Here is a 21,057-nt window from a genome sequence, read left to right on the forward strand (position 1 = left end):
CTGGGAGCACGGGTTTTCTCTAGATCACGTTACGGGTAATTAGTATGATATGCTTTCACAACATTATCCACATTTATCTTAAATAATGTCTCTTCATCAACCACTTGTTCTTCAAGCAGTTTTAACTGATTATCAACTATATCCCATGGATAAGAGGATACACCGGGCCTCCTTGGGTCATCTATGAAATCCGACTCCGGGATCATTTTCTCTGTTGTTTTTTGCTGAAACACTTTCTTTAAAGTCTTGTACTTACCCGGCACTGTATGCCATAAGCCTTTTCTGTCAGCCCATATGTTCTCGTTAACGCTACTATGGTGGAGAAAAACCTTATCCTTCCCTATCCTTACTAATTGAATTAGTTTATCTATTGATTCTACTGTAGCATACCCTCCTTGTTCTAGGTGTAAATGGACAAGCATATCATTATCTCTTGCCAACTCAAGTGCTTTCAGCATTATTAACTCGCTTGCAACAAACCTATTGGGTGCTGTACTATAGTGTTGTCGGCCTACCTCACCTATTCCATCAACAAGACCTTTTCTATGTAGCTCCACTATCTTCTCTAGAACCTTGTAGGCAAGAGAAATAATTTCCTCAATACCCATGCCACGCTTAAAGTACTCATCTACTTCAGCTGGGTGAAATCCAAGAAAAACCCTTGCCTCAAGACCTTCTTCACGAATATACTTAGCCTCCCTAATAACTATCTCAAAGGCTTTAACGTAATCGTCTAAGGTACCTCCTTTGAATCCATAATGATAGGGCGGTAGACTAACGAGTGCAATAAACCAGCCACCATTCTTCTTAAACCTACGTGCAATAGCTCTAGCACCCATACCACTAACAGGATTAGAGTGACAATGACCATCAGCAAATACTAGTTTAGCCATAGTACACCAACCCTGAATTTATGTCAGTACTTAAAGGCGTCTTCACTCATCCGTGAGTACAGCCTTCATCATCCAGTGTCTACCTAGGTACCGGAGATTATTATATATGACTTGGCTAGAGATAGTATTTGTTGAAGGTGCATAATTTGAGCAGAGAGAAGAAGGAAAGAGTATTGATAATAAAGATACCCGAAGAACTATACATAGCATTAAGAGAACGAAGCAAAGCAGAAGGCTATACCTTACTCGCTGATTATATTAAAGCAATACTCATGAAGGAACTAGGGTTTGAAGTAACCCCTTCTCGTATCGAGGAGATAGAGAAACGTATTAGTGAAATAGAGGAGCTTACCAAAAACATTGATCTAACAAAAATAGAGCGTAAAGTCATGAGGAAAATAACTGACATGATTAACCCATTTACCGCGAAAATAGATGACCTAGCCAGGAAGTATAGTGAGCTTGTCGAGAGAGTGGAAAGAATAGAGCAAGTAATCAAGAATATTGAAGAAAAACTCGAGAAACCACCAGTACAACCACAACCAGCAGTGAGACATGAAGCAAGGAGAAAAACTGGTCTCGAAAGACTAAAAGAGCAAGGTGTATTATTTGAAAGCGAACTACAAAGATTAAGGGACCGTGATAGCTTCTTCCTTTATTTGAGAAGAGGGGGAGCCAAGGTAATTGAAGCCGTTGGGGAAAGAATAGCCATTGACAAAGACTTCTGGGAGAAGTTTAAGAGAAAACTATTCGAGGAAATAACTACTAATAACGATGAACAAATAAAGATGTATTTATCAAAAATAGAGTACAGACTCTTTGAAAAACTACGAGAAAGTGGTCTCATATACTTTGATTCAACTGAAAGAAAATGGAAACCTACCTCAAGAGAACTTATTGAAGAATAATAGTTTAAGCAACTTCTAATATCCTAACCATAGTAAGAGTGTAGATGAAACAACCAGCAGATAACACGTGGAGGAAGCGACTTGCAGAAACTTAGTATAACCAAAGGATTAACCAACATAGTTGACATCACCAAACGTGGAGCAATCCTCTTAGGTAAAAACTTTGCTGTTGATGGGCCCGAGAAGAGGCCTGTTAGAGTGATTACTCATGCTCACAGCGATCATTTAATTGGCTTGGAAGAGAGTCTCCAGTATTCATCAATGGTCATTGCCACGCCTGCCACGATAGAATTGATACTCGAACTATGTAGACTAAATACTACGTATCGTGTCTTATTTAAGCAGAAAGCTGTTCCCCTAGATTACAACCAAGAAATAAATATTAATGGAGAAAAACTTACTCTATTGTATTCAAACCATATTCTAGGCTCAGCACAAGTACTTGTCGAGACAAACGGGTATAGGCTTGGTTATACAGGCGATTTCCGCATAAAAAACACTCCCGTCATGAAGGATCTAGATATCTTAGTTATAGAAGCAACTTATGGTAGCCCAAAGACTATACGTGAATTCAAAGACGAGGTTGAAGACTATATAGTAGACGCTGTTTTAGACGGATTAAGTAGAGATGAACCAGTAAGGATCTATGGATACTATGGTAAACTCCAAGAAGTAATGGTGCTACTTAGAAACAAAGGTATAAAAGAACCATTTATAATGCCTCCTAAAATCTATAGGATAACAAAAATCGCTGTGAAATATGGATACGAAATAGACAATTTCTACAATTCAAATACCAGAGAAGCCATGGAGATAAAAAGAACTGGAAGATACATTTTATTCCAGCACATGATGACTGCTTCGAGAAGAAACCTCGATAAAGGAGTTAACATTGTCTTATCTGGATGGGAGTTCGATAAACCGATAAAAAAGATTGACAGAAATACATGGCTTATAGCCTATAGTTCTCACGCTGATTTCAATGAATTACTTGAGTATGTAGAGAAAGCTCAGCCAAAGGTTCTCATAGTGGACAATTCAAGAGAGAGCTACGCATACGAGTTCGCCAACGAAGTGTCCAAGAGACTAAAAATACCAGCAATAGTATTACCATAGAATCATAACCAAATAGCTTATCTAAAGAAGAATTATACTCACCTAGTAAAACCAAATTTATTACTACTCAAAACAATACCTTATACAAGAGGGATGATGTGCGCCTGCGACGTATGATCAAAAGAGATGACGACTGGAAGAGCCGTTCTGACCGTTTTCATTAATCCTCTAGGATATCCTATAATTACTCCATCTAGCAAATGTATGTACTAATAAAACAAGCATTACAACCGAGGTTATGTAGGCTAGTGTTTTCACTACATCTTTAGATATTAATGGCGATACCGATGAGCCAGCAAGTATTTCTTGTGGCTCTAGTTTTATTGCCAGATATTCTATCGTAAAGTTCTCTTTAACGATGAGCTCTACATTGTTAACAACGATTTCAGTAATATACACCCTGAGAGTTCCACCGAGAAGTATGCCGTTTTTTACATCACGATATTCAATAGAGTTATCACGATAAACAACATCTACCTTAACTATTAATGCTCCTACCGATAAGTATGTGTATGAAACATGTCTTGCATTGTCTGGAAATCTGCTATATGGGCTTGTATTATTGATCCATTTCTCTATTAGGATTCTGGTGAGTTTCTGTACAAAATCTTCTATTTTAACATGTTTTAGCGTATAAAGAAATTCTGACACAGTTATACGTGATGTTTTATTTATGACTATATTGTCATCCTGATCTATTATTGCTCCAAGAGAGTAAGACATGCTTATATGCTCTGAGCGCACCATGAACAAATATTCAACATAATACTGTTGCAGACTAGCAACAGGTTCTCCAGTCCAAGGAAATAATGTCAGTAGGAACAGAAGAATTATGGCGATTTGGGTTTTTGTTTTCAAAAAGCTTGTATTTGTATTGAGGATACTCAGAAAACTCAATGTTTCTCCCTATACCGTTCTATAGCCTTCTTTATCCTCTCAAGTGCTTCGCTACGCCCCTTCCACCCTGTTACTTTTACCCATTTACCTGGTTCTAACTCCTTGTAGTGCTCAAAGAAGTGTTTGATCTTGTTCTTGATTGCTTCAGGAAGATCGTTGATGTCGTTTATGTTCTTGAATCTTGGATCGATCTTGTCTTTAGGTACAGCAACTATTTTTGCGTCGGGTCCTTCCTCATCCTCCATTTCAAGAATACCTATGGGTTTAGCTTCTATGACAACACCTGGGCTTAAAGGCTCATAGCCTACAACAAGTACATCAACAGGATCTCCGTCTTCCTCAAGGGTCCCTGGAACAAATCCATAGTTGAATGGATAATGCATTGCTGTATAGAGGATTCTGTCCACTTTAATTACTCCCGTCTCTTTATCGACTTCATACTTTATGTAACTGTTCATGGGTATCTCAATCACTACGTTGATTATTTCAGGAGCTTTCTCTCCAGGCCCAAGTTTCTCATAGACACCCATTATACCACTCCCCTCATGTTTTCACTTCTACATAGATTACGTGTTGTTTAGAATAAAAAGCTCTATTTCTTATTTCTCCAAGAGCTTCTTTAAGAGTACGGGTATGTCACTAGGCTTGTCTGCTACAGGTACGCCGGCATCTTCTAGCGCTTGTTTCTTAGAATCCCATGTACCCATGCCCATCGATATTATGGCGCCTGCGTGACCCATTCTCTTACCTGGAGGAGCTGTCTTGCCTGCTATGTAGGCTACTACGGGTTTCTCTAATCCATGTTTTTTAATATAGTCTGCAAGCCTCTCTTCTGCGTCACCACCTATCTCTCCAACAATGACGACGGCCTTGGTCTCATTGTCTTCTAGAAACATTTTGTATACATCGATAAAGTTGAGACCAGTGATAGGGTCTCCGCCAAGCCCTAACACTGTTGATTGCCCGAGCCCGTGTTTGTTTAATTCACGTGCAATCTCGTAGGTTAGTGTCCCGCTTCTCGATACAATACCTATTTCTCCTTTAGTAAATACGTGACCAGGCATGATACCTATTTTTGTTTCACCAGGAACTATAATGCCTGGTGTATTCGGGCCAATTACCACAACGCCATGACGGCGAGCATAGTCAATCATCTTAAGCTCATCCCATAATGGTATACCTTCCGTTATAACCACTAGAACCTTGATCCCATTGTCTATAGCCTCGTATACGGCATCAGCTGCAAATCGTGCTGGCACAAATACTATAGATGCATTGATGTCAGGGTGTTTCATGAGGGCTTCTGAAACGCTATCATAGACAGGTACTCCATGTACCTCATTGCCACCTTTGCCCGGCGTTACGCCAGCAAGAATCTTTGTACCGTATTCAAGCATTAATTTCGTGTGGAAACTACCTTCTCTTCCCGTGATCCCTTGAACTAGTACCTTTGTGTTCTTATCAACAATTATAGCCATCCAACATCACCCCGCTAATTCAACAGCTTTTTTAACAGCATCATCAAGCTCTGAAAAAGCATGAATACCTGCTTCACGTAGAATTCTTCTTCCTTCTTCTTCATTTGTACCCAGTAGTCTCACTACCACGGGTTTTTTAGAACCAGTCTCCTTAAGGGCAGCTACAAGACCAGCGGCTACTTCGTCACAACGTGTTATACCACCGAAGATGTTGACAAGGACTACTTTTGTCCGGGGGTGCTTTAACAATATTTTAACGGCTTCTTTGACGCGTTCTCTACTGGCGCCACCGCCTACATCAAGGAAGTTGGCTGGTTTTCCTCCATATAGATTAACCAAGTCCATCGTAGCCATTGTGAGACCTGCTCCATTTCCTATGATACCTATATCGCCGTCGAGCTCCACGTAAGCAAATCCTAGTTTTCTGGCTTCAAGCTCGACACCACTATACTCTCTCAACGACTTCTCGGCAAACTCTTTATGTTTATACAACGAGTTATCGTCAACAATGATTTTTGCATCCAAAGCAACTAGCTCCTTATTACAAGTCAATGCTAATGGATTAAACTCGACAAGCTCTAAGTCAAGTTCATTCATCATTTTCCACATGCCTTCAAGGATTTTCATCAAAGAACTCGTGTAGCTTAATGGTAGTCCAAAATGCTTCACAATGTATCTAGCCATATAACTAGTAATACCTATCCCTGGATCCACATGGATCTTTAGTAACGACTCAGGATGCTCACGAACAAGCTCCTCTACTTCAACACCACCCATATAGGATGCAAGGATTACGGGTTTCCTAGCAAACCTATCAACAGTCATTGATAGATAGTACTCTTTTTCAATACAGGCTTTTTCTTCGACAAGAACAGCCTCTACTCTAACACCTCTAATAGTTGAGCCAAGCAGTTTTTCGGCTATACGCCTAGCTTCATCTGGGGTATCCGCAAATAGTATACCACCAGCTAGACCACGCCTACCAACTAAAACCTGCGACTTAACTGCAACGGGCTTTCCTATTTCTCGGGCAACAGCTTCTGCATCGTCAGGCGTAAAAGCAACCTTGCCTCGGGGAACAGGTATACCGTACTTCCTGGCAAGTTCCTTTGACTCATATTCATAGAGTTTCAATTCTTTCCACCAGGAATAATAATTAGCAAGAATTATAGTTAAAAATAAATCTGGAAAACTTTACTAATCACCTTTTAGTCAATTACTATTCAACCTTTTCTTATATATTTTAAACAGTTTTTTAACTACATTATTGTTAACAAACTTGCCATGTGGACGAAGGCCTCCAGAAAACCTAGAGGGTATGTGGAGTAATTCATGGATTATTATCTTGATTTTCTCGTCATTGCTTAAAGGGTCATAGTTTTCTGAAACAACCTCAATAATATAGGTTGGCTCAAGACCAAGGACTTCACGCCAAATACGTGGGAGTGCATGGATACGTGCAATAGCTGTTGTTCTCGACCCCTTGCTTCTAACGAAAAATATCCTATTGATATCTATGTGACCAAAATAATCGTTTAGTATAGTAACAATATTCTCCGCTAGTTTACGGACGTCATCAGCTCTTGTATAAACGGGTTTCAAGCCTTAGAGACCTCTAGCATCTTCTCAATGATATCTAAGACGTTATCCTCGTCAACATCAGCATCAACTTGCTGAACACTAGCGTATCCGTGTTTCTTCGTCTTGTCAACAGTTCTCTTAACCATTGCAACAGCTCTTCTCGTGGGATGCGTAACTATATCTACATATGCTCTAACAATCGCTGCTACTGTCGCTTCATGTAAAACTATTACTTGGTCTTTAAGAACAATAGCCATCCTTAAATGGTAATGCCCCCTAGGTATTCCAGCGATAACCCCCTCAACTTCATCATTTCTATAGATACGGATCTTTTTACCATCAATAATCTCTTCTATACTTTGTTGAGACATAACCCTAGTTCCTCGTCAGCTAGATATGCGGCAATGGTTTTATACCGAATAACCTTAGTCCATGCCCGATAACATGCCTCACACCATACGTTATAGCTAGCTTCAAGTTCATTAACCCTTTGTCACTCTCATCAATAATTCTTTCCTCACCATACCATCTATTGAATTCGTCGGCAAGAGTTAGCAGGTATGATGCTAATAGTTCAGGCGATAGATCATCTGCTGCCTTTGACGTTATCCAAGGGTATTTTCCTAGAAGCCATACTAGCCTTTTCCTAGTTCCATTACCTAGTTTACTGTAGTCTATATTGTCCCAGTCAACACCGCCAGCCTTCTCTAGGACACTGTTTGCCCTAGCATATGTATACATTAGATATGGTGCACTATTCTCCTTCATGCTAAGTGCTTTCTCGAAGACAAATGTAAGCGGTTTCAATGGATCTGTTCCAGCCATATAGAATTTTATCGCTGCTCTTGCAACCCACCACGCTATTTTCCTGCGTTCATCTTCATCGAGATCACTTCTTCTCTTATCAACTTCTTCTTTAGCACGGTGATAAAGCTCATCTAAAATCCAATCAAGAGTAATTATTCTGTATCTTCTACTACTCATCTTCATGCCGGGTAAGATAACCATTTCATAGATATACGTGATGAGATTCTCGGCCTCTTTTACATGGCCTATAGCATATAATGCTAGTTTTATCTGGGCTTGCGGAAGTCTTTGCTCGGCACCAATAACGTTGATTACCTTGTCGGCGTTAAAGTCCTCGAACTTATAGATAGTGTACGCTATATCTTTTGTGGTATAAAGTGTGGTTCCATCACTTCTCCTAAGGATGAGTGGAGGTATTTCCCCGCCAATCGTTATCGATAGTTTTTCTCTAACATTCTTGTCGGCCGCTAGTTTACCTACATCAAGTGCTTCGGCTCCCTTGTGCAATGTGAAATAAGGCGATGATTTAGCTTTTTTAATGACTTCATCTACAAGCCCGCTCCAAACAAGTTCACTCTCGTAATCCCATTTGTCAAACCTTACTTCTACTCTGTCAAGAGTTTCTCTTATACCCTTGAGAGCTAAGTCGACTACTTTCCTAACAAGTTCCTTAGCCCATTCTTCTCCTTTCTCATAAGCAAACATGATTTTCTTTATCTCCTCATCAAAATCACCCTCAAACTTCATTATCGCCTCACTTAGTTTATCAAATAGTTCTTTGTCTTTCTCCCACAATCTCCCTAAATCAGCGGCTATCTCATCTTGTTTCCTCACTAACTCACGATACTCATCCATAGTCTTTTCATCAAGAGAACCCTCGACTTTATACTTGGTTTCTATTTCTTTTAGTTTGTCGCGAATAACCTTGAGCTCCATTAATAAATTAGTTAGCGCATAAATTCTTCCAAGCCATTCATCAGGCTTAACTCCTGGTGGTGGTTCAGGTTTTCCTAGAAGTTTATATCCAAAAGCAAGGATAGCTACTTGCCTACCGGTATCATCTACATAGAATCTCGTTTGAACTATGTGTCCTCTATTTCTCAATAAATTGGCTAGTGTATCGCCTAGAAACGAGTTTCTAGCATGTCCTATGTGTAAAGGATGTATAGGATTAGCACTGGTATGCTCAACTATGTAGCGTAATGGTTTTTCTACAGGAACACTACCATAATCTGGATACTCTTTAATAGAGTCTATAACGAGATGTGCAAGATACTCAGAGGAATAAAAGACGTTCACATACCCACCAATAATCTTAGTATCACTAACACCTTCAATATTCTTGAGCTGCTCCTGTATTTTCTCAGCAAAGCTTCTGACATTAACACCAGCTTTCTTAGCAAACCTTGCAACCATGACTCCAAGGTCGCCGAGACTTGGGGAAGGCGGTTCAGCTATTTGCAGCACGACTTCTTTTTCACTAAGTTCTACCCCACTCTCTTTCATTTCATCGACAATGATTCCCACGATATCGCTGACAAGTTTACCAAACGGATCCCTATAGACATGCAACTCCATCTAAACCTCCTAATCTTCAAGAACCCATTCAGGAGGGTTTTTGAGTTTTTCAACCATTGTCTCAGCCAGTTGTTTATTAAATAATGTCTTATTAAAGCAAAGTCTACTACCTCTACACATAACCTTTAGGGCTGCTGCTGCAAGCCCGTACTCAAGCGCTTTACCAACATCTTTACTATCAAGGTATGCTGCATTGAAAAATGCTGCAAACGCGTCACCAGCACCTGTTGTATCAACAGGTTTTCGAATGGGTTTAGATAAGCCATGATATACCGTTCCGCCTGGTTCTATAGCATATGCTCCAGCTGCACCCTTCTTAATAACAATAATCCAAGGGCCTCTATTCAGCAACTTGCTTATATCGGGTCCAACTAAAGCCTTGGCCTCGGCTCTGTTTAGGAAGAGTATGTTTGTATAGTTAATGACATTAAACACGATATCTTTTGACTCAAAAACCCCGCTACCTGGGTCATAACTCACGAGTACACCCAGACTATTAGCCCTCCTAGCGATCTCTAGTGCTACACTCGGTTCAACGCTAGCTATATGTACTATACTAGCTTTCTCAAGAAGATCTCTTGGGACATCATTTGGTGAGAGCATAGAGTTTACGCCACGGTGTTTGACCATTATTTTTTCTCCTTTAGAATCAACTATTATCGACACTATGCCGGGGATCCCGTCAACTCTTTTTATGTAATCTGTTCTAACACCTATTCTTGCAAGATCCTCTATTACATGGTCGACAAAACTATAGCTGGAAGTTGATGCAATCAGATAAGCTATGTGACCATAGTAAGTTACAGCTACAGCATAATTTGATGCAGCTCCACCAGCACCTATACGGGCATCTGATGCAATCAAAGATTCGTCAGGGCCAGGAAGCTTATTAACATAGAGTGTGATGTCAATGTTTAAATTACCTATTGCGACATGTACATGTTGTTTCTTAGGCATAAACATTCCCTTCCCTAGGACTTCATCCACTTTACTATGAGTTGTGGCGATACGTACTTCTTGCCAAGAGATTTCTTTAGTTCATCCCATTCACTAAGAATCTTTACTGCCTCATTAGCAACCATTATAGCGTCTTCAACACCTGCGTCAACAACAAATTCTTCTGTTTCCCTATTGGCTATGGCCGCACAGACAGCGCCGGCTCTTAGTCCATAAATGTTTGCGAGAGTGAATATTGTGGCGGCTTCCATTTCAAAGTTGAGTACATTAACTGATTTGAGGAAGTCTATTAAACCTTTATTGAACGGTGGTAGGTATCCCTTGAAGCCAGGTCTTTCTTGTCCAACATAGAATGAGTCCGTAGAGGCTGTCAATCCAAGGTGGTAACGTGCACCAAGTTCTTCAGCAGCCGCAATCAAAGCCAATACAACTTCATACGAAGCTACAGCAGGATACTCCGTGATAACATATTGTTTACTTGTTCCCTCAAGTCTCACGGCACCAGTAGATATTATCAAATCACCTATCTTTATCTCTCGTCTCAACGCACCGGTTGTACCAACTCTTATGAAAGTATCTGCACCCACACGGGCAAGCTCCTCAATCGCTATGGCTGTTGATGGTGCTCCTATACCTGTGCTTGTAGCACTTATGAGTACCCCTTTATATCTACCAGTATATGTTGTGTATTCCCTATGACTCGCTACATGCCATGCTTCATCCCACTTGCTTGCAATCTTCTTTACTCTCTCAGGATCACCTGGTACAAGAACATACCTTGATACATCACCCGGCTTCACACGTAAATGATACTGTAAACCCTCCTCTGTTTCCGGAGTACTTGCGCTTTTCATTCTTTCAGGCAAGGACGAACCACCTCTCCTTTTGATTATGAAAATATGTGTTACTACCATAAAAACATGCCTTTAGATATCCTTATGAGACAAAAAGGTAGATCAATTCTTCTCCAATTACGATACTGGATAACAATGTTGTCTACAGAACACAATAAAATATGGTTATGTTTATATCTTGATGAATTCTGCTTCAAGAGTTTTTGTATCAACAATAGCTATTGTTGCTTCACCACTAAGGAATCCATATACTTCTCCTGGATTTAGAACTATTTTATCATTGGATAATTTCTTATAGTCTTTCCTATGTGTATGACCATAGAGTACTATGTTAGCATCTATTTTCTCTGCAATAGCGTAGACAATATTTTTCGTGAATTCAATACTACCAAAACCATGCATAGCCAGTATTTTTACACCATCTATCTCTATAAAACACGGTCCCTCGCTAATTACCCAGTTTCTTTCTCTGAAGAGCTTTTGTAAGAGTATTTTATCTCCATCATTGTTGCCATAGACAGCATAAACAACAAGATCGTTCCAAGATTCCTTAATCATTCTCCTAACAATAAATGGCGATATAATATCTCCTAAGTGTATGATCGTATTTACACCTCGTTCTCTAAAGAAGTTAAACGCTTTGACAACATTCTCCATATTATCATGAGAATCACTCATAACGCCGATAATCATAAACGACACCCCTTTTTGTATATACATCTTACCATTATTGGCTCTCTAGAAAAACCTTGTTACATTTGTTTATAATTAATAAAAATATCTGCTTATTTTTATTCAAGAAATCAATCCTTCTTACTCAACTTTTATGTCATAACCTTTTTCTATTGGCTCAATTTTCTTTAATCTAACTTCAAGTACGCCATTCTTGTAGCTTGCTTTGGCACTGGAAGGATCTACAGGAGCGGGTAATTCGACTTCTTTATAGTATTTCCTCTTCTCATTACTTGCTCTGATGATTAGCTTTCTACGGTCATCAGATACTTTTACTTGAATCTTGTCTTTCTCGACACCAGGGATCTCAGCTATGACGACAATGTCCTTATCTTCTTCAAATACGTCTACCAGGGGCTCTCTTTCCTCGCTAATAACTGGTCTTCCATGGACTCTCTTTACATTACCGAACTCCTCTATTCTCGGTTTTCCGTCGGGGCCTATTGTTATTCTAAACCCGTAAACGTATGGACCATAAACTTTTACTTCTCCCTCACCACCCTTTTCCATAAATTCTCTTCCAAACCACTCAAAATCCCTCATAAGTCTATAGAACTCCTCTTCAATATCTCTGAAGAATTCATCAAATAGATCGAATATACTCTTTCTTCTCCTACGCCAACTCATAGACTCCACCCTCTACCTGTTTCGGTAAGAAGTAATTTCTTTATGCCTTAATAAAAGCACGCTTTTCACCGTGTTGCGAAGAATAAATATAGCATACTAAATTTATTCTTAGTCAAGTAAAAGAATAAAGAAGCCCATAAATGGTGGTTTAGGTTGAAAGTATTTTTCCACGAAATAGTATTCTCTACAGAAAAGAAGTTCCAATTAGTAGACATAACTCATGAAGTAGAAGAAGCCGTTAGGAAAAGCGGTATTAAGAACGGTTTATGCCTTGTATTCGCTCCACATGCTACAGCCGCGATTATCGCTAATGAACATGAGGGTGGGCTAATGGATGATATTCTAACTAAAATCAAAGAGCTTGTACAACCAGATAGGGCTTGGAAACACAATATTATAGATGATAATGCACACGCACATATAGGAAGCGCGTTGATATCTGCTGATAGAGTTTTCCCGGTAAGAAACGGTAAGCTGGTGCGCGGTACTTGGCAAAACATATTCTTTGTCGAAATGGATGGCCCGAGGTACAGGAGATACGTCTTAATCGAAGTTATAGGCGAGTAGTAACACAAATTATTTTTCACAACAATATCTCACACAAGAAGGGTACTCGAGCTATATAGTCTTCTAGGGTGCTTACTCAATGAATCCATACATGGTTTCCTGGAATGAAATAAAAGAAGGTAGTGTAACTGATATCTACTTCGTGAGAACCAAGAAGATTCTCGAGAAAGCTGGTATTAGGAAAAAAGTTAGAATGGAACTTCATACAAACAGTCTTCCAAAAGGCTATGAATGGGCTGTTTTTGTTGGAGTAGAAGAAGTAATCAGATTATTTGAAGGTCTTCCTGTCACAATATATAGTCTGCCTGAAGGAACATTGTTTAAAGCCGGCGAACCATTAATGATTATCGAAGGATATTATAATGATATAGCTGTTTATGAAACACCCCTATTAGGTATACTAAGGCATGAAACTAGTATAGCAACAAAAGCAGCTAGAATAAAGAAGCTAGCAATGGATAAAACCATACTCTTCTTTGGATTACGTGCACTACATCCCGCCCTTGCAGTTATAGCTGATAAGGCAGCATACATTGGAGGCGTTGATGGAGTTTCTGGTACAGCAAGTGAAAAACATTTAGGATTAAAACCCGTGGGCACAATGCCTCACGCACTAATTATTGTATCCGGTAGCCAAGAAAAAGCGTGGAGTTTATTTGATAAGTATGTCGAAGAAGATGTCCCAAGAATAATGCTTGTTGATACATTTTATGATGAGAGGATAGAGAGCCTTATGGCCGCTAAACTGCTAGGCAACAAATTATACGGCGTACGCCTCGATACACCCAGTAGTCGTAGAGGAAACATGAGAGCAATAGTTAAAGAAGTGAGATGGACGCTTGACTTACATGGATATAAGCACGTGAAAATTTTTGTCAGCGGAGGTATTAACGAGAAAGAAATTATTGAGCTAAGAGATCTCGTAGATGGGTTTGGTGTAGGTACATCTATAGCATTTCCACCAAACATAGACATAAGCATGGACATAGTTGAAGTATATGAAGATGGCAAATGGGTACCCATAACCAAGAGAGGTAAATTACCAGGAGCCAAACAATTATACCGTAAAAGACCTGGTTTAAACGATATAGTCCTTCCATGGGACTCTGAAGCACCAAAAGACTACAAACCCATGCTCATCAAGGTCTTAGATAACGGCAAGATCGTCAATAAATTACCTACTATAAAGGAGATACGCAACTACGTATTAGAACAATTGAAAGAATTACCGGAACCCCAGCCTATCTAGAAATTAGCTAAACAATGTTTTTACATAAAAATAAAAATATTGTTACCTGAGGACAGGCGGTCTTTTCTCTTTTATTTTTTCTCTAACTTCTTTAACTGTATTATCTATCTTCTCGAGGAAGTCTTGAGGCAGCTTAGGGAATAATGGAGAAGGCTTACCAATTCTATGACCAGGTTTTACGGGTAATTCTTTGATTGTTTTAACTCTGCCAGGAGACCATAATGGTTCTTCCATACCTAACTGACTCCATATCTCTTCTGCTTTACGTGGTATAATAGGTGCTAGAAGTACTGTCAGCGCGTAAACTATGTTCACGCCGACCCACATTGTTGTAGCAGCATTTTCTGGTTCCGTCTTTATCTTCTCCCAAGGCGCTTTCAGGTTTATGTACTGGTTACCCGCCCATGCAAGCTCAAGTATTCTCTCCAAAGCTAATCTAAGACGGAGTCTCTCATATTCATGATCTACTTTATCGACGGTATCCTTGATCTTGTTTATTAGTTCTTCATCAGGCTGTTCGAGTTTACCAGGTTTTGGTACAACTCCTTCGAACCTCTTGTAAATAAAACTCAGTATCCTATGTATAAGATTTCCTATATCATCACATAACTCTTTATTTATTATTCTATAGAATTCTTTCCAGCTAAAGTTGGCATCTCTTTGTTCAGGCCTAAGCCTGATTAATGCAAACCTCCAGTAGTCCGCCGGCATGATCTCAAGAGCCTCATCAATCCATACTCCGATGCCGCGACTCTTACTAAACTTCTCTCCCTCAAACAATAGATACTCTGTAGCAGCAATACTCCAAGGCAGTACATAGCCTTCTTTACTTGCTATAACAAGAGCGGGGAAGATCACACTATGGAACGGTATATTATCCTTACCTATAAAGAAGACCACTCTCGTGTCCTTGTCTTTCCAGAATTCAAGCCACTTCTCGGGCTCATTCTTTTTCTCGAAATACTCTTTAGTAGCACTAATGTAGCCTAGAAGAGCATCAAACCATACATAAATAGTCTTGTTTTCAGCACCAGGGAAAGGAGCAGGTATACCCCATTTATTGTCTCTTGTGAGACTACGAGGTTTAAGACCTTCTCCAATCCACGATAACGTGAAGTTTCTCACGTTATCAGGGAGATTAGGGTTATTTTTCACCCACTCAAGGATCTCGTCTTGAAGCTTAGGTAAATCGAAGAACCAATGCTTGGTCCTTTTGAAAATCGGTTTTGAGCCACAAAGTACACAACGGGGTTCGAGTAGTTCTGTTGGATGAAGAAGTCTACCACAATTATCACACTGGTCTCCACGCGCTTTAGGGTACTTACAGTAAGGGCATGTTCCTTCAACGAATCTATCCGGCAAGAATATGTTATCATTGGGACAATAGGGGACAATATCTTCTTGCTCAAATACAAACCCATTCTCATAAACCTTCATGAGAAGCTCTCTTACAAACTCCTTATGTGTAGGCGTTTCTGTTCTTGTATAATTATCAAAACTTATACCCCATTCTGCAAAGAGTTTTGATACATACTCATGTACCTGATCGGTCATCTCTTTAGGTGAGATCTTCTTTTTCATAGCTTCTACTTCAATCGGGGTTCCATGCTCATCGCTACCACTAACGAATACAACATCATCTCCACGTAGCCTCATATATCTTGCAAATACATCAGCAGACAATATACTCCCTATAAGGTTGCCCAGGTGAGGCACACTGTTGACATAGGGCCACGCAGCTCCAACAACCCACTTCACCATTTCTGTCCACCATACACTCATACATTGTTAATTTTGAGTTAAACAGATACAGGAGACAGGATATATAGATTTACCTTCTTTAAAAATCAAACACCTGGTTCTCTGATACATGAAATTAAGAATGATTAAGGATTTTTATAGACAATGATGTGTCTTAGAGGGTTGTTGTCAGGGTATATTCTAATAGCTCTATATTTTTCCTCAATACTATGGCTTTCTTTAGAACAAACTCCGAGGATACTCCTTCTCCAAACATTAATGAAGACCTCCTTGTCCTGTACATTACATATCTTTGTTTGTCTACAGAAATCAATAAGAGGATCTATTCTTCCCTCCTGTAGCAAATAGCCGAGCAATATCATATCCTCAAGCCTATATGTAGGAAGATCGTTATCATGTTTTTCATCAATAATTAAGTAATAGGCTAAATTCTTACTCGGAAGAAATAGTGACAACGGTTTGGAATATGCTAGATTCTTGTGGTATATTGATATAAGGAATCCCCCCGTAAACAACATATGATAAATAGCTTCTTCTAGAAGAGAACTAGGCTTCTCGTTTTTAAGTATACACTTTGAGAAGATTTCTTCTACAATGTCACCTCCTAGGGTAAAGGGTATATTGTTTATTTTATTTACGCGGCCATTACTTGTAGTAATTAAAACCATTCTATAAGGATAAACAGTAAATCCTGCTATTGCATCATATATTCTCTCTCTTGATTCCCCGATAATAACGATACTAGGAATGCTGTATGTTTGTTTAATGTACTTTCCCGTATACACTTTTATATCACATCCATGTCTCAGATAATTCACGTGATTTCTTTATAGATAAAATATAGATTTAAGTGGTTAAAGAAACATTATGTACCAGGGTTGGAAAAAGAAAGAGGTGCACCAAATAGTGTATAATATTATGAAGAAAAAGACTGTAATACCCATAGCTACTATTTACATGTTATTATTACTTGTATCTTTCATCCCAATTACTTATCTTAATGCATCTTCTCCCGACCCTTCATTAAATATTCTCATACTAGGTGACCCCGTAGCAAATACCTCCTATGTAGAGCTAGATCTACGCTTCGATAAACCTACGTCAGGGATCATTGATATACCCTTGGTTATTGATGGCACAAATATAGCAATAATAAATGTTACTGGTGTTACTTCCACAAACAACCTAGTAGACTTGACTAATGCAACATCATTTGATACAACAACACAAAATATTGTGGTTGTTGCTGACGATATTATTAAGATCGCTATAAAAATACTCGTTTACGGTATATTCGATGTTGAAGGTATTGATTCCTATTTTCTAAACGTTAACTTGACACGAATTAGCAACGACATTAGTTTATCATGCGAATTAAGAATAATGGGGAACTATACACCGATAATAGTATCCATAGGCGGATATAGTATCGAGAAAAAACCTAATATGCTAATTATACGATTTTCTGATAAAACAAACTACTTTATAACAATTTATCCTGAATTAAGCGAAAATATCTTGCCTCCAATAGTAGAGACAACGACTACAACTAATGAAGAGAACACTGGAGTAATAGCTACAAGCAATAACAACTTTCTATTGTACATCATAGCTTTACTCACCGTAGCAATAGTTGTTGCCCTAGTGTACTTCTTCTTGAAAAGATCTAGAGCTGTCGTCATTGAAGAACTATCGTCCAAAGACCTTCTATCAGATGATGTCATTAGGAACATCATAGTAGCCATAGGGAAAACAGGGGATAAAGGTATTGTACAAGCTAGATTACCAGAAATACTAGGTAAACCTAAATCAACTATATCAAGAAAAATAAAAAGACTCAGTGAAGAAGGCTATGTCAATGTTATAAGAAAAGGGAAAATCAATATACTTAAACTGACAGAAAAAGGTTGGAAAGCATATAAAAAGATCGCTGAGGAGTGATACTAGTGGAAGAACCAAAACCCATATATGCACAAGGATTCTTTGTAATCCATAAACATGGACTTTTCAATCAGATAATAATATTTGACTACTATGACCCCGACAACTATTATTACAAGCTTTTACGTAGAAAAAACGCGTTAGCCGAAGAAAAAGAAGTTCTTAAAAACAATATGCAATACTTCCTAGACCAAGAAAAAGTTCTTATAAACGGTAACGAGTCAAGACCCATTGTTAAAGATGTAGAAATAGGAGTACGTGGAAGACCAGACCTAGCATATATTATATTCAATATTGAGTTCTATGGAGAACTCACCGAAGGAGTTAATGTCTACGAGAATATCTACGAGGAAGAAGAAGTGGAATACGACTACATAGTACAATGGATAATTCATGAAAAAGGTAGGTTTATTGACGCAGAACTTGGTGTTGCCTACGAGCTAAGAAATAATTCTAGACTACTTCTCTTCAAAGTGCCGCGTGGAACCAAAGTAGGAGGCTACGAGAAAATAGTATTTGAATTATTTTAGATGCAAGCCATATCCTATTAGAACCAATGATTCAAGAATTATGGAAAAGTATTTCTTCAAGAAAAACTAGTTACTACATGATGATGAGTGGGGACCTCCCATAAATTCCTGAAAGATGATGTAGGGCCATAATCTGATATATTCTACTGAACGGTGAAGAATACGCCATCGGCTGAATCAATTCATCATAATACTTTTAAATACCTTAAACCTATTTGCTTAATATAAACCATAACATCATATAATTAAACATTGTACCATAGTTTTAGTTCACGGCTTAAATACTCTAGCTTCTAGTATCTAGAGTGACTGAGGAACACTAGTGATGCTTAGAATCTATAGCATTGACTACAAAAAATATCCTTTCCTTGCTAATCTTAAAGAGATTATGGAGTCTAGGTGGCCGGGTTTATCTCTAGAGGATCTTCTTAAGTCTAGAACAGGCGTTATTTATGAGAGAGCTATTGAAATACTCAAAGGGGTAATTTTTTCAGGCCAAATAAAGTATTCGCCACGTGTAACAACCGAAGATGAAGTAGTTGCTTTCAATATCGCACTTATGATACTTAGCTTGATAGGAAATAAATGGCTTCGCGATAGATTTGCTGTATCGTTTGCAAAATACGTTCATGAATTCTTGAAGAAAGAGCCTCCAGAGAATATTGAAGCAATAGCACGAGCTCTTGGCATGGACGTGAGATACGATCCCAGCAATTGTCCAAAAATACCGTTACTGAAAAGGAGTATGCTGTTCTACAAGATAATACCCTTCAGTATTAATGTCAAAGACTATCTTAAGTATGCAAAGAGGCTGATAAATGATCCGAAATATGCTTTGATAAACCAGATTGTTGATCATGGACGTGTTTATGTTGAGAAAGATATCTTGACAAGAATAATTGTCGAAGCTATAGCAAGTAGTATTCAGGAAAAAATAGTTCTCATAAGTGAAGTACCAAGCGATGTAAAACCGCTTATAGAGGAACTTAAGAAAGAGTTGGGATTAGATCAACAAACACAGAATACACAAGAAACGTCGTTTTCCCAACAAATTTCAGTAACTCTTAAAGATAAACAACCAGTACAGGGAGTAATAGATTTCGATGCCTTCCCCCCATGCATGAAAAACCTTGTCGACCAATTAAAGAGAGGAGAGAATCTGAGCCACCAAGCCAGATTCACCATAACAGCTTTTCTAACAAGAATAGGCATGGATGTAGACAGTATACTTGAATTATTCAGTAATGTACCTGACTTCAATGAGAAAATAGCTAGATACCAAATAGAACACATTGCAGGACTTCGTGGTTCGAGAAAACAGTATCTCCCCTATAGTTGCGCCACTATGAAAAGTCTAGGTCTTTGTCCTTTAACAGAAAAGGATTGTAATACCAAGAATCCACTAGTAGCATATTGGAAAAACCTTCGATTAAAACAACGAAAAAGAGAAAGAGCTGACAAAAGAGGAAAAGAGAAAAAAGCCACATCGTAATATTTTAAAAATCCTTCCATATCATTATCATATCGTAAGAGGATAAGGTGCTCTATAATGATTGATACAGGGAAAACAGTCATTATATTATCTAAAAAGGGGAGAATTATTGACAAAAAAGTGGTCAACGAAAGCTTAAGAGACACTATTAAGAAAGTAGCAAAAGAAGCTCTCGAGAAATGGGAACCTTTTGAATCAGGTTTCGACATAATACCTTATGAGCATGAAGTAGAAAAACCTCTGCCATTAAAGCCTGAAGAAGTAGACATCATTTTAAAGCTTAACCCAATAAGGATGAAGGATCGCGTACTAATAAAGATCCCAATGTTTATAGTAAGCTATAAGAATTATAGGATGGGAGAACAGACAATCGACGAAGAAGTGTATGTTGTAGCACCATATATAACTGATGAGTATATCAAAATCATTGAAGAAATAGCTGTACTAACAACAAGCGAAGAAGCCCAACAATAAATATCGCTACGGTGTTTATTGAGTTTGAATATACAAAGAATTCTACGTATTGTATCAGTGTTTTCATCATCACCATTTATAGCACTGCTAATACCCATATATTTCTTGATAATAGATGTAATGTCTCTATTCGAGTTTATTCATGCACTGATATTTCTTTTCATAATACCATTGTTCTTACCTTATTATTGGTCTCTAAGAAAGGGAATTGAATGGGATTATCCCAATAGAAAAGAACGGATTATGCCGTTCACTATGGTCACGATATCATATATTATTGGCTTTGCAACCATCTCATTATCGGGCAGTAACTTCTTAGTTAAATGTTTACACTTATCTTATGCGATCACAAGTTTAACTGCATTGATGATAACAATGTATTACAAAGTAAGCATACATATAATGGGTATTATTGGTCCTGCCACTTTCTTGTTCTGGGCAGGTTATCTAGTGCTCTCATTATCATTAATAATTTTATCCATAGTGGTTAGCTATGCCAGAATAAAGCTGAAAAGACATACATTAGACCAGGTTATAGTTGCTTATATTGTAGCCTTGATCGTTAACACCGCGGTCTTCCATGTATATAAACTTCTTTCCTGATTGAGTTAAAAG

23 protein-coding genes are annotated in these 21,057 nt (G+C 38.5%); 9 read left to right on the plus strand and 14 right to left on the minus strand.

Annotation, left to right across the window (positions count from 1 at the left end; translation table 11 throughout):
- Positions 1–29: 29 nt before the first annotated feature.
- Positions 30–893 (minus strand): TatD family hydrolase, encoded by an 864-nt coding sequence (locus J4526_09505; GenBank protein ID WFO75281.1) that lies wholly within the window; start codon positions 891–893, stop codon positions 30–32.
- A gap of 146 nt (positions 894–1,039) precedes the next feature.
- Here J4526_09505 and J4526_09510 point away from each other — a divergent pair, with 146 nt between their 5' ends.
- Together J4526_09510 and J4526_09515 are read left to right on the plus strand one after the other, a co-directional pair.
- Positions 1,040–1,801, plus strand: a complete 762-nt coding sequence (locus tag J4526_09510; GenBank protein WFO75282.1) for a CopG family transcriptional regulator — start codon at positions 1,040–1,042, stop codon at positions 1,799–1,801.
- An 81-nt stretch (positions 1,802–1,882) separates the two neighbouring features.
- On the plus strand, positions 1,883–2,917 hold the full coding sequence (locus tag J4526_09515; protein ID WFO75283.1) for an MBL fold metallo-hydrolase: 1,035 nt from the start codon (positions 1,883–1,885) through the stop codon (positions 2,915–2,917).
- A gap of 168 nt (positions 2,918–3,085) precedes the next feature.
- Here J4526_09515 and J4526_09520 read toward each other — a convergent pair whose 3' ends face one another.
- The 11 genes from J4526_09520 to J4526_09570 all read right to left on the minus strand — a co-directional run bounded on the left by J4526_09520 (position 3,086) and on the right by J4526_09570 (position 12,428).
- Positions 3,086–3,814 carry a hypothetical protein gene (locus J4526_09520; protein WFO75284.1) on the minus strand — a complete coding sequence of 243 codons (729 nt, stop codon included), beginning with the start codon at positions 3,812–3,814 and terminating at the stop codon, positions 3,086–3,088.
- Positions 3,811–4,344: an inorganic diphosphatase gene (gene ppa, locus J4526_09525; GenBank protein WFO75285.1), complete on the minus strand. Its 534-nt coding sequence runs from the start codon at positions 4,342–4,344 to the stop codon at positions 3,811–3,813. The genes J4526_09520 and ppa overlap by 4 nt, the downstream gene beginning before the upstream one ends.
- Before the next feature lie 69 nt (positions 4,345–4,413).
- A complete protein-coding gene (gene sucD, locus J4526_09530) occupies positions 4,414–5,292 on the minus strand; it encodes a succinate--CoA ligase subunit alpha (protein ID WFO75286.1) in 879 nt (292 codons plus the stop codon).
- Positions 5,293–5,298: 6 nt separating this feature from the next.
- Complete coding sequence (sucC, locus tag J4526_09535) at positions 5,299–6,426, minus strand: ADP-forming succinate--CoA ligase subunit beta (protein ID WFO75287.1); 1,128 nt, start codon at positions 6,424–6,426, stop codon at positions 5,299–5,301.
- A gap of 78 nt (positions 6,427–6,504) precedes the next feature.
- Complete coding sequence (locus tag J4526_09540) at positions 6,505–6,894, minus strand: metallopeptidase (protein ID WFO75288.1); 390 nt, start codon at positions 6,892–6,894, stop codon at positions 6,505–6,507.
- Positions 6,891–7,217 carry a hypothetical protein gene (locus J4526_09545; protein WFO76405.1) on the minus strand — a complete coding sequence of 109 codons (327 nt, stop codon included), beginning with the start codon at positions 7,215–7,217 and terminating at the stop codon, positions 6,891–6,893. Before J4526_09545 ends, J4526_09540 begins: the two co-directional genes overlap by 4 nt.
- A 46-nt stretch (positions 7,218–7,263) precedes the next feature.
- A complete protein-coding gene (locus J4526_09550; GenBank protein WFO75289.1) occupies positions 7,264–9,258 on the minus strand; it encodes an arginine--tRNA ligase in 1,995 nt (664 codons plus the stop codon).
- Positions 9,259–9,267: 9 nt separating this feature from the next.
- Positions 9,268–10,215 carry a carbohydrate kinase family protein gene (locus J4526_09555; GenBank protein ID WFO75290.1) on the minus strand — a complete coding sequence of 316 codons (948 nt, stop codon included), beginning with the start codon at positions 10,213–10,215 and terminating at the stop codon, positions 9,268–9,270.
- Between the two features lie 14 nt (positions 10,216–10,229).
- Positions 10,230–11,129, minus strand: coding sequence for a uridine phosphorylase (gene udp / locus J4526_09560; GenBank protein WFO75291.1), 900 nt, complete (start codon positions 11,127–11,129; stop codon positions 10,230–10,232).
- Between the two features lie 111 nt (positions 11,130–11,240).
- Positions 11,241–11,762, minus strand: a complete 522-nt coding sequence (locus J4526_09565; protein ID WFO75292.1) for a metallophosphoesterase — start codon at positions 11,760–11,762, stop codon at positions 11,241–11,243.
- 120 nt (positions 11,763–11,882) lie between these two features.
- Complete coding sequence (locus tag J4526_09570) at positions 11,883–12,428, minus strand: Hsp20/alpha crystallin family protein (GenBank protein WFO75293.1); 546 nt, start codon at positions 12,426–12,428, stop codon at positions 11,883–11,885.
- 153 nt (positions 12,429–12,581) lie between these two features.
- Between J4526_09570 and J4526_09575 the strand changes: the two genes are divergently transcribed.
- On the plus strand, positions 12,582–12,995 hold the full coding sequence (locus J4526_09575) for a secondary thiamine-phosphate synthase enzyme YjbQ (protein WFO75294.1): 414 nt from the start codon (positions 12,582–12,584) through the stop codon (positions 12,993–12,995).
- Between the two features lie 79 nt (positions 12,996–13,074).
- Positions 13,075–14,244, plus strand: a complete 1,170-nt coding sequence (locus J4526_09580) for a nicotinate phosphoribosyltransferase (GenBank protein WFO75295.1) — start codon at positions 13,075–13,077, stop codon at positions 14,242–14,244.
- A gap of 42 nt (positions 14,245–14,286) precedes the next feature.
- On the opposite strand, the gene J4526_09585 is transcribed toward J4526_09580, so the two are convergent.
- Together J4526_09585 and J4526_09590 are read right to left on the minus strand one after the other, a co-directional pair.
- Positions 14,287–16,005 carry a methionine--tRNA ligase gene (locus J4526_09585; GenBank protein ID WFO75296.1) on the minus strand — a complete coding sequence of 573 codons (1,719 nt, stop codon included), beginning with the start codon at positions 16,003–16,005 and terminating at the stop codon, positions 14,287–14,289.
- A gap of 125 nt (positions 16,006–16,130) precedes the next feature.
- Positions 16,131–16,790, minus strand: coding sequence for a hypothetical protein (locus tag J4526_09590; GenBank protein WFO75297.1), 660 nt, complete (start codon positions 16,788–16,790; stop codon positions 16,131–16,133).
- Between the two features lie 121 nt (positions 16,791–16,911).
- On the opposite strand from J4526_09590, the gene J4526_09595 reads away from it, so the two are divergent.
- From J4526_09595 to J4526_09615, 5 genes are all read left to right on the plus strand, one after another.
- Positions 16,912–17,946, plus strand: a complete 1,035-nt coding sequence (locus J4526_09595) for a hypothetical protein (protein WFO75298.1) — start codon at positions 16,912–16,914, stop codon at positions 17,944–17,946.
- A 5-nt stretch (positions 17,947–17,951) separates the two neighbouring features.
- Positions 17,952–18,476: a hypothetical protein gene (locus J4526_09600; protein WFO75299.1), complete on the plus strand. Its 525-nt coding sequence runs from the start codon at positions 17,952–17,954 to the stop codon at positions 18,474–18,476.
- Positions 18,477–18,801: 325 nt separating this feature from the next.
- Positions 18,802–19,968 (plus strand): DNA primase large subunit PriL, encoded by a 1,167-nt coding sequence (locus tag J4526_09605; GenBank protein ID WFO75300.1) that lies wholly within the window; start codon positions 18,802–18,804, stop codon positions 19,966–19,968.
- A gap of 57 nt (positions 19,969–20,025) precedes the next feature.
- A complete protein-coding gene (locus J4526_09610; GenBank protein ID WFO75301.1) occupies positions 20,026–20,442 on the plus strand; it encodes a DUF2286 domain-containing protein in 417 nt (138 codons plus the stop codon).
- Positions 20,443–20,460: 18 nt separating this feature from the next.
- Positions 20,461–21,045 (plus strand): hypothetical protein, encoded by a 585-nt coding sequence (locus tag J4526_09615; protein WFO75302.1) that lies wholly within the window; start codon positions 20,461–20,463, stop codon positions 21,043–21,045.
- The last annotated feature ends 12 nt before the right edge of the window (positions 21,046–21,057 follow it).

The organism is Desulfurococcaceae archaeon MEX13E-LK6-19 (assembly GCA_029637525.1).
Lineage (GTDB): Archaea > Thermoproteota > Thermoprotei_A > Sulfolobales > Desulfurococcaceae > MEX13ELK6-19.